This is a genomic window from Streptomyces sp. NPDC001351, assembly GCF_042896045.1.
Taxonomy (GTDB): Bacteria; Actinomycetota; Actinomycetes; order Streptomycetales; family Streptomycetaceae; genus Streptomyces.
In genome coordinates, this window is sequence record NZ_JBIAWS010000002.1 from 88430 (window position 1) to 109858 (window position 21429).

Annotated in this window: 23 protein-coding genes; 17 read left to right on the forward strand and 6 right to left on the reverse strand. The window is 70.0% G+C overall.

The features are described 5' to 3' along the window. The first annotated feature begins 22 nt into the window (after nucleotides 1–22). From ACFY1U_RS05940 to ACFY1U_RS05950, 3 genes are all read left to right on the forward strand, one after another. The gene (locus ACFY1U_RS05940) at nucleotides 23–1474 is read left to right on the forward strand and encodes a menaquinone biosynthesis decarboxylase (protein ID WP_390692929.1); all 1452 of its coding nucleotides are present in this window, start codon (nucleotides 23–25) and stop codon (nucleotides 1472–1474) included. Beyond that, nucleotides 1471–2373: a menaquinone biosynthesis prenyltransferase MqnP gene (gene mqnP / locus ACFY1U_RS05945; RefSeq protein ID WP_390692930.1), complete on the forward strand. Its 903-nt coding sequence runs from the start codon at nucleotides 1471–1473 to the stop codon at nucleotides 2371–2373. Before ACFY1U_RS05940 ends, mqnP begins: the two co-directional genes overlap by 4 nt. Before the next feature lie 102 nt (nucleotides 2374–2475). Beyond that, on the forward strand, nucleotides 2476–2994 hold the full coding sequence (locus ACFY1U_RS05950; protein WP_390693652.1) for a Uma2 family endonuclease: 519 nt from the start codon (nucleotides 2476–2478) through the stop codon (nucleotides 2992–2994). Here the strand turns inward: ACFY1U_RS05950 and ACFY1U_RS05955 are convergent. Then, nucleotides 2985–3590 (reverse strand): rhomboid family intramembrane serine protease, encoded by a 606-nt coding sequence (locus ACFY1U_RS05955; RefSeq protein ID WP_390692931.1) that lies wholly within the window; start codon nucleotides 3588–3590, stop codon nucleotides 2985–2987. The two genes, ACFY1U_RS05950 and ACFY1U_RS05955, sit on opposite strands and share 10 nt — an antisense overlap. Before the next feature lie 144 nt (nucleotides 3591–3734). Between ACFY1U_RS05955 and ACFY1U_RS05960 the strand changes: the two genes are divergently transcribed. The 7 genes from ACFY1U_RS05960 (at nucleotide 3735) to ACFY1U_RS05990 (ending at nucleotide 8530) form a co-directional block, all read left to right on the forward strand. Continuing rightward, nucleotides 3735–4367 carry a UbiX family flavin prenyltransferase gene (locus ACFY1U_RS05960; RefSeq protein WP_390692932.1) on the forward strand — a complete coding sequence of 211 codons (633 nt, stop codon included), beginning with the start codon at nucleotides 3735–3737 and terminating at the stop codon, nucleotides 4365–4367. 58 nt (nucleotides 4368–4425) lie between these two features. Next, nucleotides 4426–4881: an Lrp/AsnC family transcriptional regulator gene (locus ACFY1U_RS05965; protein ID WP_030945405.1), complete on the forward strand. Its 456-nt coding sequence runs from the start codon at nucleotides 4426–4428 to the stop codon at nucleotides 4879–4881. Nucleotides 4882–4974: 93 nt separating this feature from the next. After that, on the forward strand, nucleotides 4975–6138 hold the full coding sequence (mqnE, locus tag ACFY1U_RS05970; protein ID WP_365833719.1) for an aminofutalosine synthase MqnE: 1164 nt from the start codon (nucleotides 4975–4977) through the stop codon (nucleotides 6136–6138). Between the two features lie 107 nt (nucleotides 6139–6245). Beyond that, nucleotides 6246–6893: a UdgX family uracil-DNA binding protein gene (locus ACFY1U_RS05975; RefSeq protein ID WP_390692933.1), complete on the forward strand. Its 648-nt coding sequence runs from the start codon at nucleotides 6246–6248 to the stop codon at nucleotides 6891–6893. Between the two features lie 16 nt (nucleotides 6894–6909). After that, nucleotides 6910–7434 carry a GNAT family N-acetyltransferase gene (locus tag ACFY1U_RS05980; protein WP_390692934.1) on the forward strand — a complete coding sequence of 175 codons (525 nt, stop codon included), beginning with the start codon at nucleotides 6910–6912 and terminating at the stop codon, nucleotides 7432–7434. Between the two features lie 98 nt (nucleotides 7435–7532). Continuing rightward, nucleotides 7533–7841 (forward strand): DUF4229 domain-containing protein, encoded by a 309-nt coding sequence (locus tag ACFY1U_RS05985; RefSeq protein ID WP_390692935.1) that lies wholly within the window; start codon nucleotides 7533–7535, stop codon nucleotides 7839–7841. A gap of 38 nt (nucleotides 7842–7879) precedes the next feature. Then, nucleotides 7880–8530 (forward strand): TetR/AcrR family transcriptional regulator, encoded by a 651-nt coding sequence (locus tag ACFY1U_RS05990; protein ID WP_390692936.1) that lies wholly within the window; start codon nucleotides 7880–7882, stop codon nucleotides 8528–8530. Here ACFY1U_RS05990 and ACFY1U_RS05995 read toward each other — a convergent pair. Then, nucleotides 8525–9379 (reverse strand): MaoC family dehydratase, encoded by an 855-nt coding sequence (locus tag ACFY1U_RS05995; protein WP_390693653.1) that lies wholly within the window; start codon nucleotides 9377–9379, stop codon nucleotides 8525–8527. The two genes, ACFY1U_RS05990 and ACFY1U_RS05995, sit on opposite strands and share 6 nt — an antisense overlap. Before the next feature lie 286 nt (nucleotides 9380–9665). Here ACFY1U_RS05995 and ACFY1U_RS06000 point away from each other — a divergent pair, with 286 nt between their 5' ends. The 3 genes from ACFY1U_RS06000 (at nucleotide 9666) to ACFY1U_RS06010 (ending at nucleotide 16212) form a co-directional block, all read left to right on the forward strand. After that, nucleotides 9666–11615 carry an AMP-dependent synthetase/ligase gene (locus tag ACFY1U_RS06000; RefSeq protein ID WP_390692937.1) on the forward strand — a complete coding sequence of 650 codons (1950 nt, stop codon included), beginning with the start codon at nucleotides 9666–9668 and terminating at the stop codon, nucleotides 11613–11615. Between the two features lie 236 nt (nucleotides 11616–11851). After that, entirely contained in the window at nucleotides 11852–13768 is a 1917-nt protein-coding gene (locus ACFY1U_RS06005; RefSeq protein ID WP_390692938.1) for an AMP-dependent synthetase/ligase, read from the forward strand. 122 nt (nucleotides 13769–13890) lie between these two features. Further along, nucleotides 13891–16212, forward strand: a complete 2322-nt coding sequence (locus tag ACFY1U_RS06010) for an MFS transporter (protein ID WP_390692939.1) — start codon at nucleotides 13891–13893, stop codon at nucleotides 16210–16212. Nucleotides 16213–16293: 81 nt separating this feature from the next. Here ACFY1U_RS06010 and ACFY1U_RS06015 read toward each other — a convergent pair whose 3' ends face one another. From ACFY1U_RS06015 to ACFY1U_RS06025, 3 genes are read right to left on the reverse strand one after another with little or no spacing between them, the layout of a single operon-like run. Then, nucleotides 16294–17076, reverse strand: a complete 783-nt coding sequence (locus tag ACFY1U_RS06015) for a PIG-L deacetylase family protein (protein ID WP_390692940.1) — start codon at nucleotides 17074–17076, stop codon at nucleotides 16294–16296. A gap of 8 nt (nucleotides 17077–17084) precedes the next feature. Then, nucleotides 17085–17321, reverse strand: a complete 237-nt coding sequence (locus ACFY1U_RS06020; protein WP_390692941.1) for a DUF397 domain-containing protein — start codon at nucleotides 17319–17321, stop codon at nucleotides 17085–17087. Next, complete coding sequence (locus ACFY1U_RS06025; protein ID WP_390693654.1) at nucleotides 17318–18172, reverse strand: helix-turn-helix transcriptional regulator; 855 nt, start codon at nucleotides 18170–18172, stop codon at nucleotides 17318–17320. Before ACFY1U_RS06025 ends, ACFY1U_RS06020 begins: the two co-directional genes overlap by 4 nt. 141 nt (nucleotides 18173–18313) lie before the next feature. On the opposite strand from ACFY1U_RS06025, the gene ACFY1U_RS06030 reads away from it, so the two are divergent. Further along, nucleotides 18314–18742, forward strand: a complete 429-nt coding sequence (locus tag ACFY1U_RS06030; protein ID WP_390692942.1) for an ATP-binding protein — start codon at nucleotides 18314–18316, stop codon at nucleotides 18740–18742. Here the strand turns inward: ACFY1U_RS06030 and ACFY1U_RS06035 are convergent. Beyond that, nucleotides 18739–19644 carry a LysR family transcriptional regulator gene (locus ACFY1U_RS06035; RefSeq protein WP_390692943.1) on the reverse strand — a complete coding sequence of 302 codons (906 nt, stop codon included), beginning with the start codon at nucleotides 19642–19644 and terminating at the stop codon, nucleotides 18739–18741. The two genes, ACFY1U_RS06030 and ACFY1U_RS06035, sit on opposite strands and share 4 nt — an antisense overlap. A gap of 198 nt (nucleotides 19645–19842) precedes the next feature. Here ACFY1U_RS06035 and ACFY1U_RS06040 point away from each other — a divergent pair, with 198 nt between their 5' ends. Genes ACFY1U_RS06040 through ACFY1U_RS06050 form a run of 3 tightly spaced genes read left to right on the forward strand, consistent with a single transcriptional unit; the run spans nucleotide 19843 to nucleotide 21242 of the window. After that, a complete protein-coding gene (locus ACFY1U_RS06040) occupies nucleotides 19843–20403 on the forward strand; it encodes a DUF6817 domain-containing protein (RefSeq protein WP_390692944.1) in 561 nt (186 codons plus the stop codon). A gap of 42 nt (nucleotides 20404–20445) precedes the next feature. Further along, complete coding sequence (locus ACFY1U_RS06045) at nucleotides 20446–20946, forward strand: hypothetical protein (protein ID WP_390692945.1); 501 nt, start codon at nucleotides 20446–20448, stop codon at nucleotides 20944–20946. Continuing rightward, nucleotides 20943–21242 carry a hypothetical protein gene (locus ACFY1U_RS06050; RefSeq protein WP_390692946.1) on the forward strand — a complete coding sequence of 100 codons (300 nt, stop codon included), beginning with the start codon at nucleotides 20943–20945 and terminating at the stop codon, nucleotides 21240–21242. The genes ACFY1U_RS06045 and ACFY1U_RS06050 overlap by 4 nt, the downstream gene beginning before the upstream one ends. The last annotated feature ends 187 nt before the right edge of the window (nucleotides 21243–21429 follow it).

Consider the following 21429-nt stretch of genomic DNA (forward strand, 5'->3'; position numbering starts at 1 on the left):
GGGCTCGGCGATACTGGGACGCATGGCTTACGACGATCTTCGCTCCCTGCTCAGGGCACTGGAACGCGAGGGCGACCTCAAGCGCATCAAGGCCGAGGTGGACCCGTATCTCGAGGTCGGGGAGATCGTCGACCGGGTGCAGAAGTCGGGGGGCCCGGCGCTGCTCTTCGAGAACGTGAAGGGCTCCGCCATGCCCCTCGCGATGAACGTCTTCGGGACGGACCGACGGCTGCTGAAGGCCCTCGGACTGAAGTCGTACGGAGAGATCAGCGAGAAGATCGGCGGGCTGCTGCGGCCCGAGCTGCCGCACGGGTTCGTCGGTGTCCGCGAGGCCTTCGGGAAGCTCGGGGCGATGGCGCACGTCCCGCCGAAGAAGGTGAAGGAAGCCCCCGTCCAGGAGGTCGTCCTCACCGGCGACGACGTGGACCTGGACCAACTGCCGGCCCTCTTCACCTGGCCGCAGGACGGCGGGTCCTTCTTCAACCTGGGGCTTACCCACACCAAGGACCCGGAGAGCGGCATCCGCAACCTGGGCCTGTACCGGCTGCAGCGCCACGACAGGCGCACCATCGGCATGCACTGGCAGATCCACAAGGACAGCCGCAACCACTACCAGGTCGCGGCGAGGCGGGGCGAACGGCTGCCCGTCGCGATCGCCTTCGGCTGCCCGCCCGCCGTCACGTACGCCTCCACCGCGCCGCTGCCCGGCGACATCGACGAGTACCTCTTCGCCGGGTTCATCGCCGGGAAGCGGATCGAGATGGTCGACTGCAAGACCGTGCCGCTGCAGGTGCCGGCGCAGGCGGAGGCCGTCATCGAGGGCTGGCTGGAGCCCGGCGAGATGCTCCCCGAGGGGCCCTTCGGCGACCACACCGGGTTCTACACCCCTCAGGAACCCTTCCCCGCCCTGAAGATCGACTGCGTGACGATGCGGAAGCGGCCGCTGCTTCAGTCGATCGTCGTAGGCCGGCCTCCGACGGAGGACGGACCGCTCGGTCGTGCGACCGAGCGCTTCTTCCTGCCCCTGCTGAAGATCATCGTGCCGGACATCGTGGACTACCACCTGCCCGAGGCGGGCGGCTTCCACAACTGTGCGATCGTCTCGATCGACAAGAAGTACCCCAAGCACGCGCAGAAGGTGATGCACGCGATCTGGGGGGCACACATGATGTCCCTGACGAAGCTGATCGTGGTCGTGGACTCCGACTGCGACGTCCACGACCTCCACGAGGTCGCGTGGCGCGCGCTCGGCAACACCGACTACGCCCGTGACCTCAGCATCGTCGAAGGCCCCGTCGACCACCTCGACCACGCTTCCTACCAGCAGTTCTGGGGCGGCAAGGCAGGCATCGACGCGACGAAGAAGTGGCCCGAGGAGGGCTACACGCGCGACGGCGGCTGGCCCGACATGGTCCTGTCCGACCCGGAGACGGCGGCGAAGGTCGACCGCCGCTGGAAGGAGTACGGCCTGTGAGCAGCGCCTCCGCCGCGATCCCGCAGCCAGGACGCACCAAGGCGTTCCTCCGCCTGGTGATGATCGAGCACTCGGTCTTCGCGCTGCCCTTCGCCTACATCGCCGCGCTCACCGCGATGTTCCAGTGGGACCGGAACATCCACTGGGGGCGGCTGCTCCTGGTCACCGTCTGCATGGTGGGCCTGCGCACCTTCGCGATGGCGGTGAACCGGATCATCGACCGCGAGATCGACGCCAGGAACCCGCGCACGGCGCAGCGGGAGCTGGTCACCGGCGCGATGTCGGTGAAGCACGCCTGGACGGGTGCGCTGATCGCGGTCGCCGTCTTCCTCGGATCGGCGGCCCTGCTCAACCCGCTCTGCTTCGCCCTGGCCCCCATCGCGGTGATCCCGATGGTGGTGTACCCGTACGGGAAACGCTTCACGAACTTCCCCCAGGCCATCCTCGGCCTCGCCCAGGCGATGGGCCCGGTCGGCGGCTGGCTGGCGATCAGCGGTGAGTGGTCCTGGGACGCCACGATCCTGGGCCTGGCCGTCGGCATCTGGATCGGCGGCTTCGATCTGATCTACGCCTGCCAGGACGTCGAGACGGACCGCGAGATCGGCGTCATGTCGGTCCCGGCCCGCTTCGGCATCCCGGCCGCCATCTGGGGCGCACGGGTCTGTCACACGCTGACCATGGCCCTGCTCGTCTGGTACGCGGTGGCGACGGACGCGGGCGGATTCTTGTGGTTCGGCCTGATGATCGTCGCGGGCGCGTTCGTCTACGAGCACTCGATCGTCCGCCCGCATGATCTGTCCCGCCTCAACCGCGCGTTCTTCAGCGTCAACGGGTTCATCGGGATAGCCCTGTTCGTGTGTGCGCTGCTTGATCTCTTGGTTCGAGGTCTGACCGTGTAAGTACGGTGCGGCCTACCATCGAGGGCAGGACCTCAGGAGGCCACCGTGACTGTCATCTCGGACCTTGACCGCCTGCACTCGCAGCTCAGCAAGCTGGAGGACATGTTCCCCGGCTATCTGACGGAGATTGTCGAGGGCAGCATCGTGATGAACCCGGTCAGGCCGTTCCACGGGAGGACGATCCGGAGGGTGTCGGCGGATCTGGAAACGCAGCTTGCGCCGGTGTGGGAGTTGGTGAGCGATGTTGCGTTCCCCTTTGACGACGCCAACGAGTTCTGCCCGGACATCGCGGTCATCCCGGCCGAGGCGGAGGACGAGAACCGTGGTGCGTACTCCCCGGACCTGATCGAGTTCGTGGCCGAAGTGGTGTCGCCGGAAAGTGTCCGCCGCGGCTACGAGATCAAGCCGCGCTGGTACGCCTCCCGAGGCATCGCCAACTACCTGATCCTCGACCCGTTGAAGGGGCACGCCGTCACGATGTGGAACCCCGGCCCCGACGGTTACCGAGGCCGCGACACCATCCCCTACGGCCCCGACCTGACCGTCGACTCCCCGCTCGGCAAGCTGACGATTCCCACCGCTCACCTGCCGATCGACCGGAAAGCCCGCCCTCAGCCCTGAATCGCGCGGGCCTCCACAGGCCGCCGCCGGAACCAGAACGCCGCCGCCACGCCCGCCGCCAGGCCGATGAGGTGGCCCTGCCAGCTGATGCCCGTCTGCAGGGGCGACAGGCCCAGCAGGATCGAGCCACCCCAGACCGCACCCACCAGCAGACCCACCACGACGCCCAGCGGCCTGCGCTCCACGAAGCCGCTGACCAGCAGGAAGCCGAATAGGCCGAAGATCAGGCCGGAGGCGCCCGCCGTGTTGGTGTGCGCCGGGGCTATGAGCCACACGCCCAGTCCGTCCGCCACGATGAGGACCAGGCACAGCGCGGCGAACCGGCGTATCCCGCCCAGTGCCGCGAGGAAGCCCATGACCAGCAGCGGCACGCTGTTGGCGGCCACATGGGCGAAGCCGAAGTGGATGAAGGCGGCGGGCACGACATCCAGCAGTTCGGAGGGCTCGCGCGGGGTGATGCCCAGGCCGTCCAGCGCATGGCCGCTGATCACGTCGACCACTTCCAGCAGCCACAGCAGCGCGACCCAGCCCACCATCAGCTTGGCCGCGGCCTTCGCCCGGTCCGTGCGCGACCACTCGAGCCCGCTGTCCGCCATGGCAACCCCCACCACTCACTCGTCCCCGCTCCGAAGAACGCCCGAGCCCCCTCGACCGGTTCCCATGCTGCGAGGCCGGATAGGCTCGGTGTTGTGAACCCAGCCAAGCCAGGAGAGACGGCGCGTACACCTTGGATCGTAGGGGTGTCCGGGGCCTCCGGCACGCCTTATGCCGCGTCGGTGCTGCGCGCACTCCTGCAGGCCGGCGAGAGCGTGGACCTGGTCGTCAGCCGGGCCTCGCGGCTCACGCTGCTGGACGAGACGGGGATCTCGTTCCGCGACGCGCACTGGCGGGACGACCTGCGGGAATGGCTCGGCCGGGGAGCCGAAGGCAAGCCCGGGGTCTATGACGCGGACGTCGACGGGGTGCGGTACTGGCCCGCCGGGGACCTGGCCGCGGGGCCGTCCTCGGGCTCGTACCCGAGCAAGGGCATGCTGATCGTGCCCGCCTCCACCGCCTGTGTGGCCGGTGTCGCCCTCGGGCTGTCCAAGGACCTGCTCCAGCGCGCGGCGAGTGTCACGCTCAAGGAACGCCGGCCGCTGGTCGTGACCGTACGGGAGACCCCCTTGAACGGTCAGACCCTGCGGCACCTGGTGGCGCTCGACGACGCGGGCGCGACCGTGGTGCCCGCCTCGCCCGCCTTCTACGCGGGCGCCACCCACATCCAGGACCTGGTGGACTTCGTCGCCGGGCGGGTGCTGGACGCGGCGGGCGTCGAGCACGGTCTGTACCGGCGCTGGGCGGGCGAACTGGGCGGCGGGAGCGCCGGCCGGTAGGGCACGCCGCAGTACCTCTCATCTACTCGGGAATCTTCAGCGGAAGGCATCGAATCGCATGGACGCGGTGGACAGGCAGCTCATCCAGGCCCTGAGGGAGAACGGCCGGGCCTCGTACGCGGAGCTGGGGCGCCTCGTCGGCCTGTCGGGACCCAGCGTCACCGACCGCATCAACCGGCTGGAGGCGGCCGGCGTCATCACCGGCTACCGCGCCACCGTGGACGCCGCCTCGCTGGGCCTCGGTGTCACCGCCCTCATCGGCATCTCGCTGTCCGACGCGGCCGACCACGAGGACGTGGCCCAGCGGATGAAGGAGCTCAGCGAGATCGAGGACTGCTGGTTCATCGCCGGCGACGACTCGTACATGCTCAAGGTGCGGGCGAACGACGTGGACGGCCTGGAGAAGATCATCCGGCGGCTCAGCGGCACCAAGGGCGTCTCCCGCACCCGTACGACGATCGTGCTCTCCACGAAGTGGGAGAACCGGGTCGGAGAGCTGCCGGAAGAGGTCTGAGTCCCTGGGCGCGGAGCGCCGTATGGGGGCACTCCCGCCCGAAGGGTGGGGGAGTACGGTTGGGCCGAGCTGTCGTAGAAAGAGGTTGAGGGTATGGACGTCGGGCTCAAGCGCGAGCTGGAGGACAAGGTCAGGGCCGGTGAACGGCTGACCCGCGAGGACGGCATCGCGCTGTACGAGTCGGACGACCTGGCGTGGCTCGGCGGCCTCGCCCACGAGGTGCGCACGCGCAAGAACGGTGACGTGGTGCATTTCAACGTCAACCGGCACCTCAACATGACCAACGTCTGCACCGCCTCCTGCGCCTACTGCTCCTTCCAGCGCAAGCCGGGGGAGAAGGACGCGTACACGATGCGCATCGAGGAGGCGGTGAAGCTCGCCAAGGCGATGGAGGGCGAGAACCTCACCGAGCTGCACATCGTCAATGGCCTGCACCCGAACCTGCCGTGGCGCTACTACCCGCGTTCGCTGCGGGAGCTCAAGGCCGCCCTGCCGAACGTCTCGCTGAAGGCGTTCACGGCGACGGAGATCCACCACTTCGAGACGATCTCCGGGCTGAGCGCGAGCGAGATCTTGGACGAGCTGATCGACGCGGGCCTGGAGTCCCTCACCGGCGGCGGCGCGGAGATCTTCGACTGGGAGGTCCGCCAGCACATCGTCGACCACCGCACCCACTGGGAGGACTGGTCGCGCATCCACCGCCTGGCGCACGAGAAGGGTCTGAAGACCCCGTGCACCATGCTGTACGGCCACATCGAGGAGCCGCGGCACCGCGTCGACCACGTGCTGCGCCTGCGCGAGCTGCAGGACGAGACCGGCGGCTTCCAGGTCTTCATCCCGCTGCGCTACCAGCACGACTTCGTGGACATGAAGGACGGGAAGGTCCGGAACCGGCTCCAGGCCCGCACCCAGATGGCGACCGGCGCGGAGGCGCTGAAGACGTTCGCCGTCTCCCGGCTGCTGTTCGACAACGTCCCGCACGTCAAGGTCTTCTGGGTCATGCACGGCGTCCAGACCGCGCAGCTGGCGCTGCAGCACGGTGCGGACGACATGGACGGGTCGGTCGTCGAGTACAAGATCACCCACGACGCCGACAACTACGGCACGCCGAACAAGCTGACCCGTGAGGATCTGCTGGATCTGATCCGGGACGCCGGGTTCCGGCCGGTGGAGCGGAACACTCGGTACGAGATCATTCGGGAGTACGAGGGGCCCGACCCGGCTCGTCGGGAGTCGCCGCAGCCTATGCGGGTCTGACGGCTTCGGCTCGTTTTCGGCTGCGGGTGCGTGGGGGCTTGTCGCGCCCCGCGGCGGAGCCGCAAAAAGACACGGTCCCGCGCCCCTGAGGGGGGTACCCGGGCCGCATGGCTACGAAGGCTCCCGAAGCCGCTTATACCGCCGAACCCTTTCTCCCTGAGCGCGGCGGTCTACCCGCCCTCCGCCGGGCAGCGGCGGACTGCCGTGGCTGCCCGCTGCACCGGGACGCCACGCAGACCGTCTTCGGTGCGGGGAACGCTCACGCGCGCGTGATGCTTGTGGGCGAGCAGCCCGGGGACCAGGAGGACCGTCAGGGCAAGCCCTTCGTCGGCCCCGCGGGCAAGCTGCTCGACCGGGCTCTCGCCGAGGCCGGGCTGGACCCGGCGGACGCGTACGTCACCAACGCCGTCAAGCACTTCAAGTTCACCCGGGCCGAACCCCGCAAGCGCCGTATCCACAAGGCGCCCAGCCTGCGGGAGATGACGGCGTGCGGGCCGTGGCTGGCCGCCGAGCTGGCCGTGGTCGAACCCGAGCTGATCGTGGTGCTGGGGGCGACCGCCGGGAAGGCGCTGCTTGGCTCCTCGTTCCGGGTCACGCAGGTGCGCGGGACGGTCCTGGAGGAGGAGATCCACGGCAGGCGGGAGCGGCTGGTGCCGACCGTGCACCCCTCGGCCGTACTGCGGGCGGACGACAGGGAGGCGGCCTACCGGGGACTCGTCTCGGATCTGGAAGTGGCGGCGCGGGCGCTGCCGTAATGCTTACTATTACGCGGTGTCCCTTACCTTCACTCTCGACCCCGCCGTCACTCCCGCCTTGCGCGACGGGATCCTCGACCTGTGGGCCGACGTCTCGAACGCGGGCGGTTCGGTCGGCTTCGTACCGCCGGTCACGGCCGAGGACGTACGACCGGAGCTCGTGAAGCACTTCGTCGCCATGGCGGAGGGGCGCAGCCGGCTGCTGGTCGGTCTGGACGAGTCCGGGGCGGTGGCGGCGACCGCCTTCTTCAGCTTCAACACCCACCGGCTGATGCAGCACTGGGTGTGGCTGTACACGGTGATGGTGCACCCCGGCCACCAGGGCAAGGGGTACGGCCGGGACCTCCTGGCCGCCGCCGAGGACGCGGCCCGCGGCTTCGACGGCATCGACGCGATCCGGCTCACCTGCCGCGGCGGGAACGGTCTGGAGCGGTTCTACGGCTCCTGCGGCTACAAGGAGGTCGGCCGGGTCCCCGGCGCCATCCGCGTGGCCCCGGACGACTACCGCGACGACGTCTTCATGCTGCTGTCGCTGGGCTGAGGTCCCGCACACCCCCCTGCAAGATCGGGTCCCGGGCGTGCTTCACTGGACGGTGCCCTTTGGGAATGTTCGTACCGTTGACGGAAGAGTGGATTGAGATGCTCCGCTACACGCTGATGCGCCTCGGGATCTTCGCGGGCTGCTTCGTGGTCGTCTGGGGCCTCGTCTACTCCGGCATCGTCCCGCGCGGCTACGGCGCCTCCAACTTCATGTGGCTCGTCCTGCTGTCGCTGGTGATCTCCGCCCCCATCAGCTTCGTCGTCCTGCGGAGGGAGCGCGACCGCGCCTCCGTGAAGGTCGTCGAGCGGGTCGACCGGATGAAGGCCGGCTTCGCGGCGAACGCGGCCCAGGAGGACGAGGCGGACGACGCGAGCCGCGCGCAGGGCCAGGCACCCCAGGCTTCCTAGCGGGGTTGCGGGAGCCCGCTCCCAATTACCCTTGCCCCATGGGTGCCGTGAAGACCAAGCGGATGCCGCGGGCGGTCCGTGAGCAGCAGATGATGGACGCCGCCGTGCGGACCTTCGGGCAGCGTGGGTACATGGCCGCGTCGATGGACGAGATCGCCGAACTGGCGGGCGTGTCCAAGCCGTTGGTGTACCTGTACCTGAATTCGAAGGAAGACCTGTTCACGGCGTGCATCCGCCGGGAGGCGACGGCGCTCGTCGAGGCCGTCAGGGCCGGGGTCATGCCCGAGCTGCCGGCCGACCGCCAGCTCTGGGAGGGGCTGCGGGCGTTCTTCACGCACACCGCGCAGAACCCGGACGGCTGGGCAGTCCTGCATCTGCAGGCCCGTACCCGCGAACCCTTCGCGGCCGAGGTCACCGCGATGCGCGAGGAGATCGTCGCGTTCGTGACACAGCTCATCGTCGTCGCGGCCCGGGAGGCCCACCGCAATCCGAACCTCCCCGAGCGGGAGGTCGCCGGGCTCGCCGAGGCCCTGGTCGGAGCCGCCGAAGCCCTCGCCGCCTGGGCCAACGCGACCCCCGGCACCACGGCCCGCCAGGCGGCGGCCACCCTGATGAACTTCGCCTGGGCGGGCCTGGGCAACCTCATGGACGGGCGGCCCTGGTCGCCGCCGCACACCCCGGAGTCATGACGTGCCGTCAGCCGCCTGGAGGCCGCTGACACTTCCGCTCACATGGACGCGGCCCCCGCTCCCGCGCAGCTCGAACCGCTCCCCGTCCGCCGCATAGGTCACCGTCCCGGGCAGCAGCACCGGCGCCCTGAACCGCGCCTCCACCCGGGCCCGTTCAGGCACCCCGTGCGCGGCGAGGCAGCGGGCCACCGTCCACATGCCGTGCGCGATGGCGCGGGGGAAGCCGAAGAGGCGGGCGGTGAGCGGGTGCAGATGGATGGGATTGCGGTCGCCGGACGCGGCGCCGTACCGCCGCCCGACGTCGGCGGCCAGCCGCCACTCGGCCACGGCGGGCAGCTGTTCGCGGTCGTCCCCGGTCGGCTCGCCGGAATGCTGCGTCCGGTGCCGCGCCAGATACGTGCTCCGTGACTCCCATATGACCTCCTCGCCGGCCCGCATCTCGGTGATCACCGAGGCCTCGGTGCCGCGCCGGTGCGGCTCCAGCCCGCCGACGTACACGGCGAGTTCGTACTCCCCGGTCGCCGCGGGCGCGCGCCGCTGCGTGATCTCGATCGAGGTGTGGACGAGGCCGAGCAGCGGCAGCGGGAAGCCCCGGTCGCTCATCAGCCGCATGGCCAGCGGGAAGCCCAGCACCTGCGGATAGGTCGGCGGCAGCGCGTCCTCGCCGGTCGCGAAGCCGCACACCCGCTCGTACGCCGCCAGCCGCGCGAGGTCGATGCGCAGTCCGGGCAGGACGAGCCGGCTGCGGGGGAAGTCGGCGTCCGGGCGCGGGCGTTTGAAGGGGGACAGCAGGGCGCCGCGGGCGAACAGGGGCCCGAGGGCCGGGGTACCGGGCAGCACGACGGACATCGACATACCGAAAACTCCCCACGGGCGCTCTGCTTACTCCAGAGTCAGGTTACCGGAGGTAAGGGCAGGTGGGGGGAGGTCAGAAGCTGAAAAACGTTCACCATACCGTCCGGTACGGCTCTTATCGGCAAGAAGAGCGACGAGCTTGCACATCCCCGACGCATCCCCGCCGCCGGACCACCTTGGAACCCACACCGGCTCATCACGGGCGCGCCGTACGATCACCTCCCCCGACCTGCGGTGACTCCCCCCGCAGGGCAACTCTGGTGAACGTCTGGAGTCGCCCGTGTCCACCTCGCAGCCGTCCGTGCCCGCCGTCGTCCACTCCACGACGTACGACGGCACGCCGGTTCTCGTGGAGCCCGTGATCCGGCGGCTGGACGGAGAGGTGCGCGAGGTCTCCGTGCCGCCCTTCGTCCCGCCGGTGACCTACGGCTCGCTCGCCGACCTGCCCTTCGACAACGCCCGCATCGCCCCGGACGACACGGTGCTCAGCCGCCGCGCGGAGTCGGGCCGGTGGGCGGACGTCACGGCGGCCCAGTTCGCCGACGAGGTGCTGGCGGTGGCCAAAGGGCTGATCGCCGAGGGGCTGGTGCCGGGGGACCGGCTCGCCGTGATGGCGCGGACGATCTACGAGTGGACGCTCCTCGACTTCGCCGCCTGGGCCGCGGGTCTGGTCACCGTCCCGATCTACCCGACCTCCTCGGCCTTCCAGACCCGGTGGATCCTCCAGGACTCCGGCGCGGTCGCCCTCGTCACGGAGACCTCCGCCCAGGCGGCGGCCCTCGGCCCGGAACTCGACCGGGTGCCCGACCTGCGGCACCTGTGGGCCATAGAGAAGGGCCATGTGGAGCGGCTGGCGGAGCAGGGCGGCCAGGTGCCGGACCAGGAAGTGGCCGTACGGCGTGGGATGTTGAGCCCCGACACGCTCGCCACCGTCGTCTACACCTCGGGCACCACCGGCCGCCCCAAGGGCTGTGCGATCACCCACGGCAATTTCTTCGCCGAGGTCGACAACGCGATCGAGCTCCTCTACCCGGTGTTCCGCTCGCGGACCAGCGAAGAGGCGTCCATCCTGCACTTCCTCCCCATGTCGCACATCTTCGGCCGCATGGTCGCGGTCGCCTGCATACGCGCCCGGGTGCGGCTGGGTCACGCGCCGAGCCTGAAGGCGGACGAACTCCTCCCCGACCTGGCGAGCTTCCGCCCGACCTGCCTCGTCGCCATCCCGTACATGCTGGAGAAGGTGTTCAACGTGGCCCGCGCGAAGGCCGAGACCGGCGGCCGGGTCACCTCCTTCGACCGCGCGGCGGCCGTGGCCCGCCGCTACGGGGAGGCCGCGGAGGCTCGCCACGCCGGCACGGGACCCGGCCCGAGCGCCGCGCTGAGGACCGCCCGCGCCTTCTACGACCCGCTCGTCTACCGCCGTATCCGGGGCGCCATGGGCGGCAGGGTCCGCTACATGATCTGCGGCGGCTCCCCGCTGGGCCGCCGGCTGGCCGCGTTCTACGCCGGGGCGGGCATCGAGATCTACGAGGGCTACGGCCTCACGGAGGTGACGGGCGCGTCCACCGTGACCCCGCCGCTCAAACCCCGTCTGGGCACGGTGGGCTGGCCCATACCGGGCACGAAGGTCCGTATCGCCGCCGACGGCGAGATCCTGCTGGCCGGTGACCACGTCCTGCGCGGCTACTGGGACCCGAACGCGGGCGGCGTCGTCCCGGCGACCGTCGACGGCTGGCTGGCCACCGGCGACATCGGCCGCCTCGACGAGGAGGGCTACCTCTACATCACCGGCCGGAAGAAGGAGCTGCTGATCACGGCGGGCGGCAAGAGCGTCGCCCCGGCCCCGCTGGAGAACTGGCTGCGCGCCCACCCCCTGATCTCCCAGGTCATGGTCGTCGGCGACGCCCGCCCCTACGTCGGCGCCCTGATCACCCTCGACATGGAGGGCGTCAGCCACTGGCGCCGCATGCGCGGCAAGCACCCCGTCCCGGCCCAACTCCTCCTGGACGACGAGGAGTTGCGACAGGTCCTGCAACGCGCAGTGAACGAGGCCAACAAACTGGTCTCCCGCCCGGAATCCATCCGCCGCTTCACGATCCTCCCGGTCGACTTCACGGAGGAGGCGGGCCATCTGACTCCATCGATGAAGCTGAAACGGGAAGCAATCGCCGAGGAGTTCGCGAGCGAGATCGAGCGGCTCTATGACCCCTCCGGTGCTGGAGCGCCCTGAAAGGGGCGCGGGGAACTGCGCGACAAGCCACGACGCAGCCGCAGACGACAACCGGCAGCCCCCGGCACAACCCCACCCCAAAACCCCCGGAGGGCCCGCACCAACTCCCCATGCCGGGCACGTACTATCGCGTAACCCGCGGTAACCCCGAAGCCGCACACCGCTGGTGAACGTCTCGGTACGCGTAGTACGTACAACAGCACAGCGGTACCGAGCTGCACGCCCCAGGAGCTGCCATGTCCGTGCCCGTGCCCTACCCGTCCGCGTCCGACTACGACGGCGTCCCCCAGCTGGTGGAGCCCGAGATACGACGGCTGGACGGCGAAGTGCGTGAGGCGTCGGTCCCGCCGCTCGTCCCGCCGCCCACCCATGGCTCGCTCGCCGACCTGCCGTTCGACAACGCGGAGGCGGCACCCGACGCCCGTGTCCTCAGCCGCCGTACGCTGGACGGGGACTGGGCGGACGTGACCGCGGCGGAGTTCGCGGAGCAGGTCCTGGCCCTGGCCAAGGGCCTGATCTCGGAAGGGCTGGTGGCCGGCGACCGTGTCGCCGTCATGGCGCGGACGATCTACGAGTGGACGCTCCTCGACTTCGCCGCCTGGGCCGCTGGCCTGGTCACCGTCCCGATCTACCCGACCTCCTCCGTCTACCAGACCCGGTGGATCCTCCAGGACTCCGGCGCGGTGGCCCTGGTGACGGAGACCGCCGGGCAGGCGTCGGCCCTGGGCCCGGAGCTCAGCCGTCTGCCCGACCTGCGGCACATGTGGATCGTGGAGAAGGGACACCTGGAGCGGCTGGCCGAACTCGGCACACCCGTCCCCGACCAGGAAGTCGCCGTCCGCCGTGGGATGTTGGTCCCCGACACGCTGGCCACGGTCATCTACACCTCGGGCACCACCGGCCGCCCCAAGGGCTGTGTGCTCACGCACGGCAATTTCCTCGCCGAGGTCGACAACGCGACCGAACTCCTCTACCCCATCTTCAAGTCGAAGTCGGAAGACCCCGCCACGCTCCTCTTCCTGCCCATGTCGCACGTGTTCGGCCGCATGGTGGCGATCGCCTGTATCCGCGCCCGGGTCCGCCTGGGCCACGCCGCGAGCCTCCAGGCGGACGACCTCCTGGCCGACCTGGGCACCTTCCGGCCGACCTTCCTGCTCTGCATCCCGTACATGCTGGAGAAGGTCTACAACAACGCCCGCGCCAAGGCGGAGACCGGCGGCCGGGTGGCCGCCTTCGACCGCGCGGCGAGCGTGGCCGTCCGCTACGGCGAGGCGATGGAGGCCCGGCACGCCGGCACCGGCTCCGGCCCGGGCGCCGCCCTCAAGGCGTCCCGCGCCCTCTACGACCCGCTCGTCTACCGCCGCATCCGCAACGCCATGGGCGGCCGTATCCGCCACATCATCTCCGGCGGCTCCCCGCTCGGCCGCCGTCTGGCCGCCTTCTACGCGGGCGCAGGCATGGAGATCTACGAGGGCTACGGCCTCACCGAGTCCACCGGCGCCGCAACGGTCACCCCGCCCCTCAAGCCCCGCCTGGGCACGGTGGGCTGGCCCATGCCCGGCACGAAGGTCCGTATCGCGGCGGACGGCGAGATCCTCCTGCAGGGCGGCCAGGTCTTCCGCGGCTACTGGGACCCGCACGGCGGCGGAGTGATCCCCTCCTCGGCGGACGGCTGGTTCCCGACGGGCGACATCGGCCGCCTCGACGACGAGGGCTACCTCACGATCACCGGACGCAAGAAGGAGATCCTGATCACGGCGGGCGGCAAGAACACCGCGCCGGCGCCCCTGGAGAACTGGCTCCGCTCGCACCCCCTGATCTCCCAGTGCATGGTCGTCGGCGACCGCCGCCCGTACATCGCCGCACTGATCACCCTCGACATGGAGGGCGTCAACCACTGGCGCCGGATGAACGGGCGGCACCCCGTCCCCGCGGAACTCCTCCTCGACGACGACGAGTTGAGGGGGATCCTGCAACGCGCGGTCGACGAGGCGAACAAACTCGTCTCCCGCCCGGAATCCATCCGCCGCTTCGTCGTCGTCCCCCGGGACTTCACGGAGGAGGAGGGCCATCTGACGCCGTCGATGAAGCTGCGGCGGGAGGCCGTGATGCGGGACTTCGAGGCGGAGATCGAGGCTCTGTACGAGCGGTGAGCCGCTCCATGTGAATTTTTCGTACGCCCCGGTTGCATCGCATCGAAACGTTTGCGTTTCGCTGCTCTGAACGCCTAGGTTGGTGTACGAAACGGTTTCGGACCGATGTGGGGAGCATCATCGTGGAAGTCATCCCGGCCGCCGCTGCCACCGCCGCCCAGGCCGGACCGCCCGGCTCCACCCAGGCTCCGTCGAAGCACCGCTGGTGGGCGCTGGCCGTGATAGGCCTCGCCCAGCTCATGGTCGTCCTCGACGCCACCATCGTGAACATCGCGCTGCCGTCCGCCCAGCAGGACCTGGGCTTCGACAACAACGGCCGGCAGTGGATCGTCACCGCCTACTCCCTGGCCTTCGGCAGTCTGCTGCTGCTCGGCGGCCGGCTCGCCGACCTCTTCGGCCGCAAGACGACCTTCATCGTCGGCATCGTCGGCTTCGCCGCGGCCTCCGCGGTGGGCGGCGCAGCCAACGGCTTCACCATGCTGGTCGTCGCGCGGGCGGTGCAGGGCCTGTTCGGAGCGCTGCTCGCCCCGGCCGCGCTCTCCCTGCTGACCACGACCTTCACCGAACCCAAGGAACGCGCCAGGGCGTTCGGGATATTCGGCGCCATCGCCGGTTCCGGCGCGGCCGTCGGACTGGTCCTCGGCGGTCTGCTCACCGAGTACCTGGACTGGCGCTGGACGCTGTACGTCAACGACGCCATCGCGGTTCCGGCGCTGATCGGTGCGATCGTCTTCCTCGGACGCTCGATCCCGGCCGAGCGTCCGAAGCTGGACATCCTCGGTGTGGTCCTGGTGTCCGGCGGTCTGTTCGGCATCGTCTACGGCTTCGCCAACGCGGAGACGCACGACTGGGGCAACTGGATGACCTGGGGCTTCCTGGCCGCAGGCGCCGTCCTGCTGGTGGCGTTCTTCCTCTGGCAGACCCGTGCCCAGCACCCGGTGCTGCCGCTGCGCGTCCTCGCCGACCGCGACCGCGCCGCCGCCCTGTCGACCATCCTCATCTCGTCCGCGGGGATGTTCGGCGTCTTCCTCTTCCTCACCTACTACCTGCAGTCGACGCTGGGCTACTCGCCGGTCAAGAACGGTGTGGCCTTCCTGCCGATGGTGGGTGCGCTGATGGTGCTGGCGCAGATCTCCACCAACTGGCTGGTGCCGAGGATCGGCCCCAAGATCGTCGTGCCCACCGGCATGCTGGTCGCCCTGGGCGGCATGATCTGGCTGACCCGCCTCGACCTCGACAGCAGCTACGCGGCGCATGTGCTGGGCCCGTTGCTGCTGCTGGGCGCCGGGCTCGGCATGTCGATGCCCGCGGCGATGAGCTACGCCACCCTCGGCGTCGAGGCGAGCGATCAGGGCGTGGCCTCGGCGGCCCTCAACACCACCCAGCAGGTGGGCGGTTCGATCAGTACGGCGCTGCTGAACACGCTGGCCGCCACCGCCGCCACCAACTACGCCAAGGACCATCTGTCCGACCCGCTGGTCAAGGCGCACGCGGCCCTGCACAGCTACTCCGTCGCCTACTGGTGGTCGGCCGGGTTCTTCGCCTTCGCCGCGGTCGTCACGGCCCTGCTGTTCCGCGCGAAGAGGAAGGCGAGCGAGCCCGCGGAACAGGCCGAGTCGCAGACCGAGATGCAGGTCGAGGCCCCCGTTTCGGACGGCCCTGCGGCCGTGGCCGCCGTCCGTACGGACGCGGCCGTCATCCGTGGACAGGTGCGGGGCGGCACGGGCGTCCCCGTACCCCGCACCGCGATCACCCTGCTGGACGCCTCGGGCCGCCAACTGGCCCGCGCCGTCTCCCGCGAGGACGGCACCTACGCGCTGGACACCGCCGAGCGCGGCAGCCTCGTCCTCATCGGCTCGGCACCCGGCTACCAGCCGCAGGTCGTCACGCTCACCCTGAACGGCCAACCGGTCTCCCACGACTTCGTGATCCTGCCCAGCCCGGGTGGCCTGGCCGGCACGGTGTACGGCGGCGACGGCGAGGCCCTGCCCGGCGCGCTGGTGGTGGCCACCGACCAGCGCGGCGACGTCACGGCCTCCACCACCACCGCGACGGACGGCGCTTACCGCATCGGCGACGTGCTCCCCGGCGACTACACGCTCAGCGTCAGCGCACCCGGCCACCGCCCGGCCGCCCTACCGGCCACGGTCACCGCCGAGACCGCCCGCTGCGACATCCGGCTCGTCGCGGCCGCGACCCTGCGGGGCACGGTGCACGCCCCGGACGGGCGGGCGCTGGACGACGCCCGGGTCTCCCTGATCGACGCCGCCGGCAATGTCGTGGGGTCCCGCACCACGAGCGTCGACGGCAGCTACGCCTTCACCGACCTCGCCAGCGAGCAGTACACGGTGATCGCCAGCGGCTACCCGCCGGTGGCCACCCAGATCACGCTGAACGGCAGCCAGGAGGGCGTCGACATCCAGCTGGGCCACAAGGAGGTCTAGCGACCCACCACCGCCCCCCATGCGACAGCGTCCGCCGCCCCGGATCCCGGGCGGCGGACGCTGTCGTATGCGCAGCCGTATCTATCCGTCTGCGTCTCCGTCCCAACCCTGAGGTGAGGTAGGGCAGTTGCTCGCCCGCGGAGTAAACCCCGCAGACGGCTCTACGGGTGGTGGGGCGCCGTGCCGGATGTACCACTCGGTGGACATCACCCGGGCGCGTTCGGCCGCCGGGAGCGCGGCTAGCCGCCCCGGCAGGGCGCCCCGCTCCACCTCGCTGCGATGAGCCATGATCGCGTCCAGTTTCTGTTCCACCCACGGCCCGACATCCGCGGCCACCGCGATCCACGCGTCCGGCACGCTGTACATCGGCCTTCCGGGCCGCAGCAGGACGTCACGGCCCAGCGCCCGTACGGCGGAGTCGGGGTGTGTGGCCAGGTACAGGGCGCTCGGCCGTCCGGCGGCTTGGACGGCGAGCACTGTCACCCGGTGGGCGTGCACATGGTCCGGGTGACCGCTCAGCCCGCCGTACGCATCATGCGTGACGACGATATCCGGCCTGAACTCCCGGATATGCATGACAAGTTGTCCCACAGCCTCGTCCAACGGCACATCGCAGAAGCGCGGGGCGCCTTGCGCCGACTCGGGAACGCGCGCATCGGCGTAACCCAGCATCCGCGGCTTCCCGGCACCGAGGATCCGCAGCGCCTCGGCCAACTCGGCGGCACGCCACGTGCCTTCGGCCCAGGTCGCGGTGACCACGGCGGTGCGTGCTCCCGAGGCCGCGTGTTGGGCGAGTACACCACCGGCGGAGAGGGATTCGTCGTCGGGGTGCGCGAAGACAGCGAGGAGGCTGGGGAGGGGCATCGCCGGGGTTACCTACCGGCGAGGAAGGCCGACCAGGTGGTGGGGGAGAGGGTGAGGTGGGGGCCGGTGGGGTTCTTGGAGTCGCGGATGTGGATGGTGTGGGGGCAGGTGGCAATCTCTACGCATTGGCCGCCTTCGCCGCTGCTGTGGCTGGACTTGCGCCAGGTGTAGGCGACTTCGAGGCACTCGCCACCTTCGCCGCCGCTGTAGCTGGACTTGAACCAGGTGAATTCCTGAGCGTTCACAGCTCCCCCAGCTTCTTCTCGATCAGGGCTTGGGACTCCTCGGGAGGGAGTGCCATCGCCCGCATGATTCCATAGCGGTCCGCGATCTTCCGCACCTCCTCCAGGTCGGTGATCAACCGAGGAAACCCCTGGATCTCCGTGTACGCCACCTGCGGGTGCCTCTTGGGCGTCAGCAGGTTGAACGCCCCGTCCATGTTGGGATGTTGCGCGATGTGGGTCGGCATCACTTGAATCTCAACGTTCCGCAAGCTGCCGATATGCAGCAGTCGGCGGAGCTGCGCTGCGTGCACGTCCGGACCCCCGATCGGTCGGTCCAGCAGCACTTCCTCCAGCACGTAACTGCAGAGGGGAGCCGGCCACTTGTCGAAAATCTGCTGACGGTTCAGTCGGTCGGCAACGCGCTTCTGGATGGTCTCCTCGTCAAGCAGTGGCCGGCGGCGGGAGAACACGGCCTGTGCGTACTCCTCGGTCTGCAAGAGGCCTGGCACTCCTTGATTGGCGTAGAAGTGCAGCTCAACCGCCTCCGCCTCCAGCGCCGCATAGCTCCGATACCACTCAGGATGCCGAGTCCGCGTCTTGCTCATCGCCCGCTCGACATCCGGGACCACCTCCTTCAGTAGCCCGCCCGCATCCAGCAGTTCATCCGCCTTCACCAGGAACTCGGGCCGGGGAATCCGCACGCCCCGCTCCATCGCGGAGATCTGGTCGGGCCCGTACCCGACCATCTGCCCGAACTCCTTCTGCGTCAGGTCCTTCCGCTCGCGCAGCAGCCTGAGCATCCTGCCCAGCGCGCTGAAGAGTTCCGTCGTCCCGTCGGCCTCAGCCGGAGTCTCCGCCCTCTGCTCCCGCACATCCGTCACGTACGCCACCGCCCTCACACCGTCGTGGTCACGGCCGACCGCCCGACTCCCCACCCCCCGAAGCCGTACTGCTACGCACAGTCGTGCTGTCGCCCCTGGTCAGCGTAAAGACAACCCACCACGCTCAGTCACGTGAACGCCGAAATCTCCACCCCCACCAGCGCCCCCACCGCCGAACTGACCCAGCGCCTCAGTGCAACGCCTCGCGGCGCCCGCCTGGCCAGACGGCTCACCGCACAGCAGCTCGCGGCCTGGGGGCACCCCCACGACACCGACGCGAACGACACCGCGCAACACCTCGTAGCCGAACTCGCCGCGAACGCCGTCACCCATGGCCGAGTCCCCGGACGCGACTTCAAGCTCCGCCTGCTCCTCCTCCCGGAGGGCACTCTCCGTATCGAAGTCAGCGACCCCCGCGCCGACCGCCGACTCCGCTTCGTCAACGAGCCGGACGGCGAGGGCGGCAGAGGCCTGATCCTGGTCACCCTCCTGGCCCGCGCCTGGGGCGTCTCCGAGCGCACGGTCGGCAAGACGGTCTGGGCCGAACTCGCCCTGCGCTAACGAGTCAGGGCCCCGCCGTCTGCCCGCCCCTCCGCCACCGTGTCCGCGAACGCCCGCGCCGCCGGACTGAGCGCATCCCACCGTCGTACGGCCCACCCCACCCGCAACCCCCGCAACGCCGGTACCGGAATCAGCCGCAACGTCCCCTCGCCCGGCACCGCCAGCCCCGACAGCGCGGGCACGACGGCCCGCCCCACCCCCAGCTCGGCGAGCAGCAGCGCTGTATCCCAGTCGGCGATGCTTGTGTCGTCACCCAAGCGCACCCCCAACTCCGCACAAGCAGCGTCGAGTTGAAGGGCCGACGCGGAACTGGGCGGGAGGCGGATCACCCGGAGGCCGTTCAGCTCCGCGGCTTCCAGGGACGGCCGTCCCGCCAGCGGGTCGTCGTCCCTCACCGCCAGCACCCACGGCAGCTCCGCCACGGCCCGCTGCTCGATGCCCCGCGCGGGCGGACCGAGCGTGATCCAGGCCAGATCCAGCGTGCCGTCGGTCAGTGCCTCGAAGCTGCCGCGCCCCGAACTCACCGTGCGGAACTCCAGGTTGACCTTGGGGTGGCGCCGCCGGAATTCCACCACCGCGTCCGACATGAAGTGCCGTACGGTCGTCGCGCCGGTCGCCACCCGCACGTACCCGCTCTCGCCGTCGACCAGGTCGCGGAGTTGCCGCAGGGCCAGGTCGAGTCCCGAGAGCCCCTCGGTCGCCGCCGCCTCCAGCACGCGCCCCGCCGCCGTCGCCGCGACCCCCCGCGCCTGCCGCTCCAGCAGCGCGACCCCGGTCTCCCGCTCCAGCCGTTTGACGTGCTGACTCACCGCCGACTGCGTACAGCCCAGCTCCCGGGCCACCGCACTCAGACTCCCGGCCCGGCACACCGCCACGAACACCCGAAGGTCATCCAGCGTCATAACACCAAAGGTTACCCTTGGAGTTAGCGATAAATACCAAGGATTGACTGCACCCACACCGCCGTACGACGATCTCCCCCAGGGCAGCCCAGGCGGCAACCCGCTCCACACCCTCCAGCCGACGTCCGGACCAGGCGGGGGAGTTGGAGCGGGTGCCGACCGCACGGGCGCCGCACCGTCGCCGAAGGGAGCCGGTCAGTGCAGATCACGCCCGTCGCTCAAGCCCAGGCACTCCTGCGCCGGCTCGGCGCCGACACCGCCCCGCACCCCGGCGGCATGCTCATCGCCCACCTCGACCGCGTCCGTGCGCGGCTCGCACTGTGGGGGGCCCGCCCGGCCCTGCAACTCGCGGGCCTCTGCCACGCCGCCTACGGCACCGACGGCTTCCCCGCAGTCCTGCTCCCGCTCGACCGCCGTGCCGAACTGGCCACGGCAATCGGCCCGGACGCCGAGGCGATCGTGTACTTCTACGCGAGCTGCGACCGCAAGGCCACGTACCCCTGCCTCGCGGGCCCCGGTTCCGCCACGGCCTTCTCCTTCCGTGACCGCTTCACCGGCCGGACCTACGTCCCCGACCTGCGCCTCCGCCAGGACTTCGCCGAACTGACGGCGGCCAACGAACTCGACCTCGCCCGCAGCGACCGCTCCTTCCGCGACCGCTGGGCCCCGGACCTCCTCGCCCTGTTCACTCGCCTCCGCCCTCTCCTGAGCACTCCGGCCTGGCAGGATTGCCTCGCGGTGCTGCAGCCCCGGCCCTGAGGCCGGAGTTAGAGTCAAGTCCCGCCAGGGAATCACGAGTTGGTGACGTCCGAACCGGCTGCCCCCGACGAGGATCCCGCCCGCCCGGGAGGGCCCGCCCCCTCTCCGGAACTCCTCGACCTCTACAAGATGGCCGCCGAGATGTCGGACCGCGTCTCCGCCCGGCGTGGCGCCGCGAACGCATTCTTCCTCTCCGTGCAGACCGCATTCATCGGTGCGCTGGGCATCACCGCCACGGAAAACCGGAATGTGCCGTGGTGGGCCGCGCTCGTACTGACGCTCGCCGGAATCTCCATCTCCCTCGTCTGGTGGCTCCAGTTGCGCAGTTACCGCGTGCTCAACCATGCGAAATTCGACATCATCAATGCCGTCGAACCGAGGCTTCCCCTGCAGATATTCAGCCAGGAGTGGGAGATACTGACGGGGAATCCGGATGGACCGTGGTGGACCAGGTACACCGAGTTGGGTTCGACCGAGCGGAAAGTCCCCTGGGTATTTGCGGCATTGCACGCAGGTCTGTTCATCGGCATACTCTGCACGTGAGTTATCTGCGCGCGGACGCCCGTCTGATCCGTGAACTTCTGCCGCCGGAGGCCCGGCCCCCGTCGGACGCCGACGGGCTCTTCCTTCTCTACGCCGTCCTCATGCGCGCCAAGGGGGAACTGGTCACCGCGGCCGATGTCCACGACGCCTGGACCGCCTGGATGGAGAACCGGGATCCCGGCCATCGCGCACTCGTCCCCTTCGACGAGCTCTCCCGGGCCACCCAGCGCGAGGACGAGCCCTACGTCCAGGCCATCCAGGCCGCGGCCCGGGTCCGGGCGAAAGGCGCGTCCTGAGGAGAGTGACGGGCGAGCCCTGAAAGAAGGGTGGAAATAAGGAGCCCGATTCTTTCGGCCGGTTATTTCCTCCGCTTTCGGGCGGGCGGCCCGAGGGTGTCCCGGATTCCCGTTCGCCGCCGACCGCCGGAATTCCTCGTACCGCTTCTGCCTCCGGCCTTGACTTCCCAAGACCCCCGCGCCACAT